The organism is Mucilaginibacter rivuli (assembly GCF_019391655.1).
GTDB classification, from domain to species: Bacteria; Bacteroidota; Bacteroidia; order Sphingobacteriales; family Sphingobacteriaceae; genus Mucilaginibacter; species Mucilaginibacter rivuli.
Window position 1 is genome coordinate 179,532 of record NZ_JAHXPQ010000001.1, and the last position, 15,031, is coordinate 194,562.

12 protein-coding genes are annotated in these 15,031 nt (G+C 44.1%); 3 read left to right on the forward strand and 9 right to left on the reverse strand.

Features of this window, described 5'->3' with window-relative positions:
- The 4 genes from KXQ82_RS00855 to secA form a co-directional block, all read right to left on the reverse strand.
- Positions 1-936 (reverse strand): hypothetical protein, encoded by a 936-nt coding sequence (locus KXQ82_RS00855; protein ID WP_219485973.1) that lies wholly within the window; start codon positions 934-936, stop codon positions 1-3.
- Between the two features lie 121 nt (positions 937-1,057).
- Complete coding sequence (locus tag KXQ82_RS00860) at positions 1,058-2,242, reverse strand: M20 metallopeptidase family protein (protein ID WP_219485974.1); 1,185 nt, start codon at positions 2,240-2,242, stop codon at positions 1,058-1,060.
- Positions 2,239-2,691 carry an SPOR domain-containing protein gene (locus KXQ82_RS00865; protein WP_219485975.1) on the reverse strand — a complete coding sequence of 151 codons (453 nt, stop codon included), beginning with the start codon at positions 2,689-2,691 and terminating at the stop codon, positions 2,239-2,241. Before KXQ82_RS00865 ends, KXQ82_RS00860 begins: the two co-directional genes overlap by 4 nt.
- Positions 2,692-2,731: 40 nt before the next feature.
- Positions 2,732-6,037: a preprotein translocase subunit SecA gene (secA, locus tag KXQ82_RS00870; protein WP_219485983.1), complete on the reverse strand. Its 3,306-nt coding sequence runs from the start codon at positions 6,035-6,037 to the stop codon at positions 2,732-2,734.
- A 223-nt stretch (positions 6,038-6,260) separates the two neighbouring features.
- On the opposite strand from secA, the gene purD reads away from it, so the two are divergent.
- Complete coding sequence (purD, locus tag KXQ82_RS00875) at positions 6,261-7,535, forward strand: phosphoribosylamine--glycine ligase (RefSeq protein ID WP_219485985.1); 1,275 nt, start codon at positions 6,261-6,263, stop codon at positions 7,533-7,535.
- A 77-nt stretch (positions 7,536-7,612) separates the two neighbouring features.
- On the opposite strand, the gene KXQ82_RS00880 is transcribed toward purD, so the two are convergent.
- The 3 genes from KXQ82_RS00880 to KXQ82_RS00890 all read right to left on the reverse strand — a co-directional run bounded on the left by KXQ82_RS00880 (position 7,613) and on the right by KXQ82_RS00890 (position 10,714).
- Complete coding sequence (locus KXQ82_RS00880; RefSeq protein ID WP_219485987.1) at positions 7,613-8,275, reverse strand: M15 family metallopeptidase; 663 nt, start codon at positions 8,273-8,275, stop codon at positions 7,613-7,615.
- 77 nt (positions 8,276-8,352) lie between these two features.
- Positions 8,353-9,495, reverse strand: a complete 1,143-nt coding sequence (locus KXQ82_RS00885; protein ID WP_219485989.1) for a TlpA disulfide reductase family protein — start codon at positions 9,493-9,495, stop codon at positions 8,353-8,355.
- Between the two features lie 34 nt (positions 9,496-9,529).
- On the reverse strand, positions 9,530-10,714 hold the full coding sequence (locus KXQ82_RS00890; protein WP_219485990.1) for a formimidoylglutamase: 1,185 nt from the start codon (positions 10,712-10,714) through the stop codon (positions 9,530-9,532).
- Positions 10,715-10,771: 57 nt separating this feature from the next.
- Between KXQ82_RS00890 and KXQ82_RS00895 the strand changes: the two genes are divergently transcribed.
- Entirely contained in the window at positions 10,772-11,755 is a 984-nt protein-coding gene (locus tag KXQ82_RS00895; RefSeq protein ID WP_255563334.1) for an NAD-dependent epimerase/dehydratase family protein, read from the forward strand.
- A gap of 124 nt (positions 11,756-11,879) precedes the next feature.
- A complete protein-coding gene (locus KXQ82_RS00900; RefSeq protein ID WP_219485992.1) occupies positions 11,880-13,172 on the forward strand; it encodes an HAD-IB family phosphatase in 1,293 nt (430 codons plus the stop codon).
- Here the strand turns inward: KXQ82_RS00900 and KXQ82_RS00905 are convergent.
- Both KXQ82_RS00905 and KXQ82_RS00910 read right to left on the reverse strand, forming a co-directional pair.
- Positions 13,169-13,645, reverse strand: coding sequence for a universal stress protein (locus KXQ82_RS00905; protein WP_219485995.1), 477 nt, complete (start codon positions 13,643-13,645; stop codon positions 13,169-13,171). The genes KXQ82_RS00900 and KXQ82_RS00905 overlap by 4 nt on opposite strands.
- 68 nt (positions 13,646-13,713) lie before the next feature.
- The gene (locus KXQ82_RS00910; RefSeq protein WP_219485997.1) at positions 13,714-15,006 is read right to left on the reverse strand and encodes a voltage-gated chloride channel family protein; all 1,293 of its coding nucleotides are present in this window, start codon (positions 15,004-15,006) and stop codon (positions 13,714-13,716) included.
- Positions 15,007-15,031 lie beyond the last annotated feature (25 nt).

Genomic DNA, 15,031 nt, shown 5'->3' on the forward strand with positions numbered 1-15,031 from the left:
CTACTTTTCTTTTTGATAGTTTTTATGAACGATCAAAAAGCTCGCGCGTTCTTGTTTGTGGAAAGGGATATCCCAGTTTCCCTGGTAGGTGATCTTAACAGGCAATAATTGCCCGCCAAAATTATTGCATTCAATATTCATCTGCACATCAAAGTCAACCAAAAAGTTGTGGAATTTAAGATCCATATACCGGCCCAGTATCTGGAAGGTACGCATATCAAATATGGTGGTGATCTCTTTCTCCATCACATCATCATCGGCGCTGCTTTTCTTTTGCGTGATTTTAAAGCGGTAAACCGGGATGGTATCTAAATAAGTTCCGCGTGCAAACTGGTAATCATAAAACTCTTTCAGGTCGGGGCCGAATATTTCGGTTTTACCACTCACAAAGGGTATGCCTTTTACCTTGCGGCCGGGTGTAAATATCAGTGTCTTCAGTTTGTCTTTATACCCCTCATTAGTACCTTTAGGCACCGGCCCGCCGGCATTCTTCGACATAAAGTCCGAGTTATAATCGTTCATGAAAATGTAGTCAAACATTTCCATGGTGTACAATTGGTACTTGCCGTTCTTTTTGTAGAGGTCGCCGCTTTCCTGTTTTTCAAGAATGGTCATTTTATGAGGGCCGCCCAGGTTACTGTGGTGTATCTTGCGGTACACCTTGCCATTTACCTTGTTATTTTTGTCGTAGCTGAATACGCGGTTCTCGGCATCAAAGCTGTAGGCTTTCATGTTCTGGAAAGCTTTGTAAAAGCCTGTATCGCGCAGCATGGCATTAATAAAATCCTGCACGTTTAACCGGTGAGCCCGGATATTTACATAGGCCGAATCAATGACGATGGTATTTAATGTATCAGGATTAAAACGCAGTATATGTTGCGAGTAGCCACGACCGGCAATAAAAAGAAAGAATATGATGATGGCGGCTTTTTTCATTAATTATATTATAAACTTCTCGTCTTTGCGAGGAACGAAGCAATCCTAAACTATTCATTTGCATCGTGCATGTCGCCTACCTGCCTATCGAAGATTGCTTCGTACCTCGCAAGACGATTTTTTAGTTACCCAACTCTTTCAAAGCTAAATACGCCATCAGGCCGGTACTTACTTCCAGCGCCTTTTCATCAATATCAAAGGTTGGGGTATGTACCGATGAGGTAATGCCGCGCTCTTCGTTGCGGGTACCCAAGCGATAGAAACAAGCATCAGATACCTGCGAGTAGTAGGCAAAATCTTCAGCAGCCATCCACAGGTCAAGGTCCAGCACATTCTCTTTACCTAAATAATCCTGGGCATGCGCTATACTGCGTTTAGTAAGCTCTTCTTCGTTGATGAGGAAAGGGTAGCCGTTCACAATATTAAAATCAACCGTAGCGCCCATGCTTTCCACAATACCTTCGGCCATTTTCTTCATTTTCTGATGAGCCTCAGCGCGCCATTTTTCATCAAGTGTTCTGAATGTACCCTCTAAATAAACCTCGTTTGGTATCACATTGGTTGCGCCGTTAGCAATCACTTTACCAAATGACAATACCGTAGGTAATTTCGGGTCGGCAAAGCGGCTTACCACTTGTTGCAAAGCCACAAGCATGTGTGCTGTAATAATTACCGGGTCGATGTTTTGCTGTGGTTGCGCGCCGTGGCCGCCTTTACCTTTTACGGTAACGTATATCTCATCGGTACTGGCCATGTATTTACCCGGGCGGAAACCTACCTTACCGGCATCTATCAAAGGCATTACATGCTGCCCTAATACTGCCGCCGGTTTCGGGTTTTCCAATACACCTTCCTTTATCATCACACTCGCGCCACCGGGCAAACGCTCTTCGGCAGGCTGAAAGATGAATTTCACCGTGCCGCCAAAATCAGCCTTTAGCTCGCTTAATATTTTAGCTGTACCCAACAACGACGACGTATGCACATCATGCCCGCAGGCATGCATCACTCCTTCGTTTTTCGATTTGTAGGGCACATCATTAGCCTCCAAAATAGGCAGCGCATCCATGTCCCCGCGCAGGGCAATAACTTTATCGGATGGTTTGGCTCCTTTAAGTAAAGCCACTAAACCGGTATCAGCCATTTTTTGGTAGGGAATACCCAAAGCATCTAATTGCGCAGCCACAAATGCCGAGGTATTGTATTCGTTGAATGATAACTCGGGGTTAGCATGGATATGCCTGCGGTTGGTAACCACATCATCAAAAATGCTTTTAGCAAGCTGCTGTACTTTTTCCTTTATCATTTGGTGTCGGGAAGGTTAATTTTTTCGAAAATAATAAACAGGCTGGTAAACTGTCCGCGTAATTGTTCCATCAGGCGGGTAGCTTCCAATTTAGTCCTGAAATCTCCGGCGCGAACCTTAAAATTGGGTTCGCTATAAATAATATAAGTTTTATATTCAGGGTAAAGCTCGTTAAACCTGGTTTGGGCATTGTAAGCTTCGGTACGGTTTGAGCTGACAAAAAACTGCACCCTGTAACCATTTCCCGAATTGTTGATGGTTGCTGCCGATGAACCACCTGCCTTGCTTAACTCCAATCGTTTGGCAATCAACGTATCAATCCTGGCATCTTTAACAACAGTTAAAGTACCGCGCGTTTGCGCCATCGATGCAACGGATATTAAAACAAAAAAAGCAATAACACATCGTTGCGCTACCTGGCTTATTGATATGTTATTGCTTTTATTCATTATGTTTTTTCAATTCCCCCCTTTAGGGGGTTAGGGGGCTTTACCCCTCACCTACACCATGGCAGCTTTTATATTTTTTACCGCTACCACAAGGGCAGGGGTCATTACGGCCAATTTTTTGCTCCACACGCACCGGCATTTGTTTTTGCAGTTCGCGGGTATCATCAAATTCAGGTATACCTGCGCCGCTGTCGCTGATCAATTCCGGTTTCGATGTGCGCATTTTACGCATATCGGTTTTAGGTTGTGGTTTAGCCTCAACAACATCCTCTTGCTGTTGTACCGGGATACCGCCACGGAACAGGAAGCTTACGATCTCTTTATTGGTATTCAGCAACATTTGGCGGAACAGCTCAAAAGCCTCAAACTTGTAAACCAACAGCGGGTCTTTTTGCTCATAAACCGCGTTCTGAACCGATTGTTTTAATTCGTCCATTTCGCGCAGGTGCTCTTTCCAGGCATCATCTATCAGCGAAAGCGTAACGTTTTTTTCGAACGATTTGAACACTTCCAGGCCATGATTATCGATCGCTTTCTTTAACGGGACAACTACCTGTAAACCATGAATGCCATCCGTAAACGGAACAACAATATTCTCGATACCCTGACGGCTGTCATGAACGTCTTTCAATACAGGGTAAGCCTGGTTAGCTATACCTTCGGCTTTGCGTTTATAAAAATCCGTAACCTCCTGGAAGGTTTGCTCGGTTAAGTTAGCGGGGGAAATTGTAAGAAATTCTTCAGGAGAGATCGATGGATCGGCCGAGAATAACCTGATGATCTCTAACTGGAATCCTTCAAAATTAGCGGCTTCTTTGTATTCGGTAACTACGTCTTCAACAACATCATAAACGGTATTGCTCAAATCAACATCCAAACGTTCGCCAAACAAAGCGTTTTTACGTTTGGTGTAGATAACGGTACGCTGCGAGTTCATCACATCATCATACTCTAACAAACGTTTACGTATTCCAAAGTTGTTCTCTTCTACTTTCTTTTGCGCACGCTCAATTGAGTTGGTTATCATGGAGTGCTGTATCACTTCGCCTTCCTCAATACCCATCTTCACCATCAGGCTCGATATACGCTCCGATCCGAATAAACGCATCAGGTTATCTTCTAATGATACGAAGAACTGTGAAGTGCCCGGATCGCCCTGGCGCCCTGCACGACCGCGCAACTGCCTGTCAACCCGGCGCGACTCATGGCGCTCGGTGCCGATGATGGCTAAACCGCCAACTTCTTTAACACCTGCACCTAATTTAATATCCGTACCACGGCCGGCCATGTTGGTAGCTATGGTTACCGTTCCGCTTTTACCTGCTTCGGCAACAACATCAGCCTCCTTTTGGTGCATTTTGGCGTTCAATACATTGTGTTTGATGCCCCGCAGTTTTAACATACGGCTCAATAACTCAGATATCTCAACCGAAGTTGTACCTACCAGTACCGGGCGGCCTGCTTGTGTTAGTTTTACTATTTCATCCGCAACAGCGTTATACTTTTCGCGAATGGTACGGTAAACCAGGTCTTGCTCATCCTTACGGGATGTTGGCGTGTTGGTTGGAATCTCCACCACATCCAGTTTATATATTTCCCAAAACTCACCTGCTTCAGTTACGGCAGTACCCGTCATACCGCAAAGCTTGTGGTACATACGGAAGTAGTTTTGCAGGGTAATGGTAGCAAAGGTTTGCGACGCGTCTTCCACCTTTACGTTCTCTTTAGCTTCGATAGCCTGGTGTAATCCATCCGAGTAACGGCGGCCATCCAATACACGGCCGGTTTGCTCATCAACAATTTTTACCTTGCCATCGTCCAGAATGTACTCCGTATCTTTTTCGAATAAGGTATAAGCTTTAAGCAATTGGTTAACCGAGTGGATACGCTCCGACTTGATCGAGAAATCGCGCATCAGGGCGTCTTTCTTAGCGATTTTTTCTTCGGCGGCTAAGCTCGATTTTTCTATATCGGCAACTTCAGTGCCCACGTCAGGCATCACAAAAAAGTGTGGATCTTCGCCCGAAGTGGTGATGAGTTCAATACCTTTTTCAGTCAGCTCAACCTGGTTGTTTTTTTCATCTATCACAAAAAACAATTCAGAATCAACTTTAGGCATTTCTTTGCCCTGATCCTGCATGTAATAGTTTTCTGTTTTTTGCAGCGTTGTTTTGTTACTGCCTTCGCTCAAAAATTTTATTAAAGCTTTGTTTTTTGGTAAGCCGCGATGTGCGCGTAATAATGATAAACCGCCATCCTCAATACCGGTATTACCTTCGGTTATTTGTTTTTTAGCTTCATTAAGTACGCTTAATACATATGATTTTTGCGCGTTTACCAAACGCTCAATGCGTGGTTTTAACTCGTAAAACTCATGTTCATCACCACGTGGTATAGGGCCCGAAATGATCAAAGGCGTACGAGCATCATCGATCAATACCGAATCCACCTCATCCACCATGGCGTAGTGTAATTTGCGTTGCACCAACTCTTCGGGGCTACGTGTCATATTGTCACGCAGGTAATCAAAACCAAACTCGTTGTTGGTACCAAATGTAATATCGGCCAGATACGCGTTGCGGCGTTCTTCGCCATTAGGCTCGTGCTTATCAATACAATCAACCGACAGGCCATGGAACTCGTATAACGGGCCCATCCACTCGGAGTCACGTCGTGCTAAGTAATCATTCACAGTTACAATGTGTACACCCTGGCCGGCAAGGGCGTTAAGGTATGCAGGCAAGGTTGCAACCAAGGTTTTACCCTCACCTGTAGCCATTTCGGATATTTTACCCTGGTGTAAAACAATACCGCCTATTAACTGCACATCGTAGTGTACCATGTTCCAGGTCATTTCATTATCCGCCGCCAGCCATGTACTGCTGTGGGTGGCTTTATCACCTTTAATCACTACATTTTTCTTTTTGGCGGCAAGGTTGCGGTCAAAATCAGTAGCGGTAACTTCAATGCTTTTAAGCTCGGTAAAGCGGCGGGCAGTTTCTTTTACTACAGCAAAAGCCTCGGGCAATATCTGCATTAAAATAACCTCAAGCTCTTTGTTGCGGTCTTTTTCAAGCTTATCTATCTGCGAATACAGCTCAACTTTAGCACTTACTTCAAGTTCGCTGTCTTCGGCCTGTGTTTTAACATCGGCTATCTGGGCGTCAATATCGGCGAGGCCGTTTTTAATTCTTTCTTTAAAGTCAAGGGTCATCGCTCTAAGCTCATCATTGCTGATGTTGCCAAGCTTTGCGTACTCTGCTTTTATTTTTTCAACTATAGGTTGTATACTCTTTACGTCGCGGTCCGATTTGTTTCCGAAAAGCTTACTGATAAATCCCAACATGGTTTATAATATTATGATAAAGTAATGGCTGAATCAACAATTAAGCCATTACTTATTTAAAGTCAATATGACAGGCGAAATTACGGTTTATTGCCGAAACTACGGTAACAAACAATGTGCAAATATGCAAATGAGTAAATGTGCAGATGATGTTTGATTTGAATAGTCATTTGCACATCAAAAACTCATTTGCACATACACACATTTATCTATCTTTGCCTGCATGAATATCCTTATCATCGGTTCGGGTGGCCGCGAAAGCGCTTTCGCCTGGAAATTAAGCCAAAGCCCAAAATGCAGTAATTTGTTCATCGCGCCGGGTAATGCCGGAACAGGGCAATACGGTACAAACGTTGACATTAAAGTGAACGATTTTAAAGCCATTGGCGATTTTGCGCTTAATAACGCTATTGAACTGGTTTTGGTTGGCCCTGAAGAGCCACTGGTGAAAGGTATTCACGATTATTTCCTTGCGGATGAAAAGCTAAAAGGTATTCCCGTTATAGGCCCGCAGGCCGAAGGCGCGCAACTGGAAGGCAGCAAGGATTTTTCCAAACAGTTCATGTTCCGGAACGGTATACCTACCGCGGCCTCTAAAACTTTTACCATTGATACTTTGCAGGAGGGCTTAGCTTACGCGACAACGTTGGGATTACCCGTGGTATTAAAAGCGGATGGTTTGGCTGCAGGTAAAGGCGTACTGATATGCACTACCAATGAAGAAGCACAAACAGAACTGACGCTGATGCTGAAAGACGCTAAATTTGGCGCGGCAAGCTCAAGCGTTGTTGTTGAGCAGTTTTTACAAGGTATTGAGCTTTCTGTTTTTGTGATGACCGATGGTAAGAACTATAAAATACTACCCGAAGCAAAAGATTACAAACGTATAGGCGAGGGCGATACCGGTTTAAATACAGGCGGTATGGGTTCGGTATCGCCGGTTCCGTTTGCCGATGCTGAATTTATGCGTAAGGTTGAGGAGCGTGTGGTAATACCTACCGTTGAAGGCTTAAAGAAAGAGAACATCCCCTACAAGGGCTTTATATTTATAGGGTTGATGAATTGCAACGGTGAGCCGCAGGTAATTGAGTACAACTGCCGCATGGGCGACCCGGAAACCGAAAGCGTAATGCCACGTATCGAATCGGACTTTGTGGATTTGTTGTTAGGCGTAGCAAATGAAAACCTTGATACCGTAGAACTAAAAATATCAAACAAAACCGCCGCTACGGTAATGTGCGTTGCAGGCGGTTACCCCGGCGATTATGTAAACGGCAAGGCAATTTCGGGTATTGATAACGTTCGCGATTCTATCGTGTTCCACGCGGGTACAATGTTGGAGAATGACGAGGTTAAAACAGCAGGCGGCCGTGTATTGGCGGTAACCACCATTCAGGATAACCTGTTCGAAGCATTACAACATGCCACAACCGATGCCGCCCGTATTTATTACGATGGGGTGTATTTCAGGAAAGATATTGGTTTCGACTTAATTTAGTTGCGTGTTGCCTGTTATGTGTTAGAGAATTAACGACTCCTTATTTTACTCATAACACACAACCCAGAACCCACAACTTACCTGATCTCTGAAAATGGCACATTGGTAATGGCATAAAAGTGCCAGTCTTTATAATCAAAGTGCCACCATTCAAACTCGTTCACTTTAAATCCATTAGCTTCCATTGTTAAGCGGAGGAGGTCGCGTATTTTACGTTGTTGCGCGGTACCACCAGTATAGGTAGGGTAACTGCGTTCAGTCATTTCATCATAAGCTCCAGTCATTTCAATTTCTTTGCCCGTTTTGAGGTCGTACAAACTGAGGTCTACTGCACAGCCCCGGTTATGTTTTGAACCCTTTTTTGGGTCGGCAACAAAGTTTTTTTTATTAACCGGTGTAATATCCCAAAACATTTTGGTAATACTCCAGGGGCGGTAACCATCAAAAATAAGTAAGCCATAGCCAAGCGGCTTTAAGGTATTGCTCACTTTTACCAAAGCTATGGCTGCGGGCCGTTGCAAAAAGGCGCGGGCCTGTGTGTAAACCGGGCGATGAGTAAAGTTGTTCTTTGTAGCATACCTGATATCAAGTTTAACATTAGGCACTATGTTTTTCAGTTCAACAAGATCGGTTTGTTTAAAGGTGCCGGTTTCAACGGGAGGTTGGGCGACAGAAGAAATAGAAAGCAGCACAAAAGCAATACAATATAAGCAAGTATATGCTACCGGGAGTTTTTTCATATGGATAAATATACGGCTTTAAACAAAAATAGCGATGAGTTTGAAACCCATCGCTATTTGTAGGGAGGATTGCTCCTTTACATTTTAAATATTTCTGCCAGTTTAATTTGCAGTTCAGCCCCTCTCAAATTTTTGGCAATGATCTTACCTGTTGGGTCTATCAAAAAATTCTGAGGAATAGAACTTATCCTGTACAAGGCAGCAACTTCGTTGTTCCAGAAAGCCAGGTCGGATACATGGTTCCAGGTCAGGCCATCATCTTTTATCGCTTTTATCCAGGCTTCCCTATCTGTAGGCCTGTCTAACGATACGCCCAAAATGGTGAAGTTTTTGGTTTTATATGTGTTATAGGCTTTTACAACATTGGGGTTTTCCTGGCGGCAGGGGCCACACCATGATGCCCAAAAATCTAACAAAACATATTTTCCACGAAAAGATGATAGTTTTACCTGCTTGCCGCTGGTATCAGCCTGCGTAAAGTCAGGAGCCATAGATCCAACTGCCGTTAGCTTTAATGCATTGAGCGATTTAAGGAACTCTTTTGCAGTTTCGGTTTGTTTGATCGCGGGAGATAATAAATTAAAGTACTTTTCTTCCTCATCCAAATCGCCGGTGGGGCCACTGATCGAACCAAGCGCAGCTAAGCTGATATAGCTGTCGGGATTTTCTTTAATGAATTTTTTGATGAGATTTTCTTGTTGAAACTGCACTACTTTATATTTCTGCTGCACACCGTTCTGAAAAGCGGGGTCTATCTTTAAAGCATCCGGCGCCTTTCTCGCCTCATCCATTACCGCTTTAGCCTGCGCCAAAATCGGCTTTAAAGCTTCTCTTAATTTGATGTTATCATCATTGGTTTTTGAGCCGGTAATTGTAGCCTTAACTACAGAATCTGCACTATTAACATTAATTGTGCCTTTTTCAAGGTAAAGATTTAGCGCATCGGCACTCCTGTCCATATTCCTCAAGCCTGTGCCTTTTGCATCTATCACAATAATAGCCCCGTTTGGCTCGCGCACATAGCCATGAAAGCTAAAGGCGCCACCAATAATATTAGTGGAGTCGATAATGTTTTTGCCCCCTGCGGTATGTATCAGGTAGGCCCTGGCAGGGGTAGTTATGTTGCTGCCAATTTTACTGGTTATGGTATAATTATCGGGTGTTTGTGCAAACAAGGCAGCTGGTATGGCCGCCAATACTAATAAGATGATCCGTTTCATTGTTTGGTTTTACTCTTTTTAATTGGTACTGGTGTTAAACCAGTTTTTGATATGTGCGCCACCATAGGTCGGGCATTTCGCCACCCACGGCAGTATTATAATCTTCATAACGGCAGGGTACTAAATGAAAACGCTCATTTTTTGAGCCACCTGCCGGGTAAGGTACCTGCATCCACCAACGGTCAGATTTTTTGCTTTTTACAAATACCACCTCGTGATCCTCATGCTTTAAACTCGTTTTGTATATCAAATATTGTGAGCGCGGCTGTAAAGGGAAATCTTTTTTCCGGTTATAGTACCCATCAATAAAGTACCATATCATCTGCGCCAGCAGTTTCGCGGTTTGCCCGTTGTCATCATAGGCAGGGTTGTATTCATAAAACCCTATCGAACTTAATTTATCGTTAAAACCTGCATAGCGGCAAAGCTGGCATGCTTCCTCACCATAAAAACCATTGGGGTTGGCATTGGCATTCGCCTTCGCGTCTGATGAGCGTATCGCACCGATATCAAAACTGATCATGCTGGCATTGCGGATGATGGGTTCGGCAACATTGATCTTGCCGCTGAGCTCGCCAAGGCGGTGCGCATCAAAATATAGTTTTTCCATTACACGCAAACTCTCCTGGCTGGCAAAATAGGTTTGGTAGCCCAGGTTGCTAAAGTTGAACAGGTAATTGGGCTCGTGTAAAAATATACGGTTAAGGTATGATATGGAGGTGGTTTGAATATTTTGTTGGGTTATATCATCATCCAGGTCAAATAAACCATCTATCACTACTACATCTACCTTTTGCTCAAGGCCTTCGTAAGCCAGGTATTGCGGGTAGGTAAGGTCTTGTCCGCCACCTAATATAACAGGCAATATGCCGTTCTTTATCAATTCGCCGGCAACGGTTTTTAAGGCAACATATGTATCAGTTATGCTCTCGCCTTGCTTTATATTACCCAGATCGGTAATTTTTGTGGAATAAGGCCCCTCGTTAAGCAGGTACAGTTTTTCGCGGATATAATCAGGCCCAAGCGCGCAGCCCGAATTATCAATGGCGTGGCGGTCTTCCTGTACGCCGATAATGGCAATATCGGGTTTGTCATTTTCAAGGTCGGGAAAGGTTTCTGTGTATGCCGATATTTTCATACCCAGGTGGCTGGTATAATAGCCCTGTGTTGGGTATATCTTTTTAATATCTATCGGCGCAAAGAAATCTGCTAAAGTCATACTGTTATTAAATCAGGCACTCAAATATCAACTAATTTTGCATAAAATTGCATCGGTTTGAATAAAAATAGCAGCAATATACTGGTTACGGGTGCAACAGGTTTCCTCGGTGCCGAAGTTGTAAAGCAACTCGCGGCAACAGGGGATAATATAACCTGTACTAAACGCGAATTATCTAAGATACCACAACAGCTATTGGCCATCCAAAATATCCGCTGGCTTGATGCTGATGTGCTGGATATCCCTGCTTTGGACGATGCCTTTGATGGCATTACCCATGTTTACCATTGCGCGGCCATTGTATCATTTAACCCGGCACGCAAGGCCGAAATGGTAAAAACTAATGTGGAGGGTACAGCCAACATCGTAAACCTTTGCCTTAAAAACGGTGTTCGGCTGGTGCATGTAAGCTCTATTGCTGCAATTGGCATGGCCAAACCCGGCCAGCTCACTACCGAGAATAACCACCTGGAAGAAACGCCGCATGAGGATGGCTATGCCATATCAAAATACGAAAGTGAAATGGAAGTTTGGCGTGGTATTGCCGAAGGTTTGGATGCGGTAATTGTTAACCCATCGCTTATTATAGGTGCAGCCGCAGGAACAGAAGGCACAGGCAAAATATTCGCTGGTGTACGCAAGGGCATGAAGTATTATACCGGTGGCAGCTGCGGTTTTGTTGATGTGGAAGATGTGGCTAAAAGCATGATAGCCCTGATGGATACGGATATAACCGGCAAGCGCTACATTATCAATGCCGAAAACTGGACCTGGAAAAACCTGCTTACCGAGGCCGCTGAAAATTTTGACCTTAAACCGCCGCAACGCGAAGCCAAACCCTGGATGCTTGGTTTAGCCTGGCGTGTATCAGTTGTACTTGGCGCGATAAGCGGTTTTAGAGGTTTGGATAAAGTATCGGCACAAGCGGCATCAAAATCAATGAACTATTGTAATAAGAAAATAAAGAAAGCTATCGGGATAGAATTTAAACCGGTTAGTAAAAGTATTGGTGAAATTTGTGCAATATTGAGGATTTCGTAAATTTCAGCGCCAGATTTGACAACTTTTTAAAAGTTGTCAAATCTTTACCACCTTTAAAATTACTCTACTAAAATCGTCAACTAATTCGCACATTTGCACATCTGCAAATTTGCACATTACACACATGAGTCAGTATTTTATTATAGATTTTGACAGTACTTTTACCCAGGTTGAGGCCCTCGACGAATTAGCCCGCATATCTTTAAAAGATCATCCCGACAGAGAAAGCATCTACAAAAAAATTGAGGACCTTACCAATGCCGCTATGGAAGGTAAGCTTTCGTTTTCTGAAAGTTTGGAAGGCCGTGTAAAACTGTTAGAGGCAAACCAGGACCATCTGCAACAGCTTATCCGCCATTTAAAAAAGAAGGTATCCGCGTCTTTCTCACGTAATAAAAAGTTTTTCCGTGACCATGCTGATGAGGTATTGATCGTTTCGGGTGGCTTTAAAGAGTTTATTACCCCGGTTGTTACCGAATATCATATTAAGAAAGAGAATATTTACGCCAATACATTTGAGTTTGATGCTGATGGCAATATTATAGGCTATGACCATGATAACCCGCTTTCGCAGGAGGGTGGTAAGGTGAAGCTATTAAAGGTGCTTGATCTGCAAGGCGAAATATTTGGTATTGGCGATGGGCACTCTGATTTCCAGTTGAAGGAATCGGGAATGATCAAAACCTTCTTCGCCTTTACCGAAAATATTGAGCGCAAGGCCGTGGCTGAAAAGGCCGACCACGTTACGCCAAGCTTTGATGAGTTTTTATACCTCAACAATTTTCCACGGGCCATATCATACCCTAAAAACCGCATCAAGTGTTTGGTAGTTGGTGATGTTGCCGAGGAGGCGCTCACGGCGCTTCAAAAAGAGGGTTACAACATTCGTCACCGTGATACTGTTGAAGATAAGTACCTGGAAGAAGCCGGTATCCTGTTTTGCGATGAGGCGCATCAGCCTACCGCTGAGCAATTAGAAAATGCGCCCCGACTTAAAGCTATTGGTTGTTTTGGCAAAGTTAACTACCGCCAGATAGCCGAAACAGCCTGCGAAAACGGCATCATTATTTTTGATGATCCTAAGTATAATCCACGTAATATTGAGTTTATCCCTAAAAGGGTAATGGACTTTATGAACGAGGGCAAAACGCACCTGAGCTGTAATTTCCCCGAGCTACAGCCCCCACGTGTAAACAACGCGCACAGGCTTATTCATATCCACAAAAACGTTCCCGGTATTTTGGCACAGATCAACGAGATATTCGCATCACATAACATCAATATTGTGGGCGAGTTTTTGGTAACCAACCCGCAAATAGGCTATGTTATTACTGATGTGAACGCTGGTTATGATAAAGAGCTGCTTACCGAATTAAAGCAGATAGAGCATACCATTAAGTTCAGGCTGTTGTATTAAGCCATATCCTCTTCTGCCGGAACGATAAGTACCGGTATAGGCGAATGGTGCAAAATCCGTTCGGCAACACTGCCCATCAACAGGCGGTCAAACCCGCTGCGTTTGTGCGTCCCAATAACAATAAGGTTTGCTCTAAACTGAACAGCGCAACTGATAATGGTATCGGCAGTTGAACCCAGTTCGCTGAATTGGGTAACTTCAAGACCATCCCCTAATGTTGCAATAGTTTCGTCCAGCAGTTTCTTTGATTGGTCTTCCTGTATCTTTTCAATCTCCATGTTCTCTGTACCCATACTTGGTACAAATGCGCCAAGCATGCTTGGATCGTTAGGTTGCGTTATCACTACCGGCTCAACAATATGAACCAGGGCTACTTCGGCTTTAAATGTATGGGCCAGCTCAAAACCATATTCGGCTGCGTGCCTGGAGTATTTTCTATCGTCAATAGCGATCAGGATCCTTTGAAATTTCATGATGCGGATTTTTAGGTATAAGGTTAATATATTAACGCAACCAAAGGCAAAATGTTTCTTGTTTTAGGTTATATCTTATACTTCGACAACTTATTTCTCAGGTATCGTTTTCTGTCTGTGGGTTGGCTGTTTTTAAACTGTGCCGGGTAGATGCCCGAGTTACCGTTAAACAGGTAGGCTATAAAACAAGCCACCGCGAAGTACGGTGCATATTGTATGCCAAAAAGTTCCATTCCCATTATGGTACAGGCAACAGGTGTATTGGTAGCACCCGAAAAAACCGCGATAAAACCCAAAGCCGCAAACAAGCTAACCGGCGCGTTAAGAAACGTTGCCACCGTATTACCCAGGCTTGCCCCAATATAAAACAATGGCGTAACCTCGCCGCCCTTAAAGCCTGTACCGAGGGTTATGGCGGTATAAATGAGTTTCCAGAACCAGCTCAATACATCGGCGCCACCGTTATGGAAGGCTGATACAATGGTTACTGCACCTGGATATTCGGCATCAACACCCAAACTCAGGTAATCGGGTTTGCCCAGTAGTAGTGTTAGCCCGATGATAATAACGCCGCCGAAAACGGGGATCAGCCAGGTTATCTTAAAAAGCTTCAAAAATGTTTTTTTAATAAGATGTGCCAGGTCTGAAAACAACCAGCTTACCAACCCGAATAACATCGCCGCAAGGATAACCTTTAACAGCATGAGGGTATAAAAAATAAAGTCGCCGGTTACAAAGGCATCAATATGGTAAACGGTATGCTTAATGCGCCACAGGTAAACGGTGTAATCGCCAATAAAGCCCGCCAGTAAGCAGGGCCATAGGTCGGCATAATGGGTTTTGCGGCTGTTCAATACTTCCACAGCAAAAACAGCCCCTGTAAATGGTGTGCCGAATACTGCGCCAAAGCCTGCGGCTATGCCCGCGGTAAGTAATGTTTGCACCTCTTTTTGCTCCGGCTTAAACCAGCCTGCAAACAGGTTAGCTATACTACCGCCAATTTGTACGGCAGTACCCTCGCGCCCTGCCGAGCCGCCAAATAAATGGGTAATAACGGTAGTTGCCAAAATGAGCGGGCCCATGCGCTTAGGTATACCCGCGCCGGGCTGGTGTATCTCATCAATAATGAGGTTATTGCCACGTTCTGATGAACTGCCATAGTATTTATATGCCAGGTGTATCATTATCCCCGCCAGGGGCAATAAATATAGCAGCCAGGGATGTGCAAAGCGGTAATGAATGGCCCATCCTAATAACCACAAAAATAAGGCTACCATGCTGCCGGTAACTGCCGCCACGGGTATAACCAGTGCCACCCAACGGAACAGGTATTTTACAGTATCAACAATTGGCTTAAGCATTCTGCAGGCAAATTAAGCAAAAAAT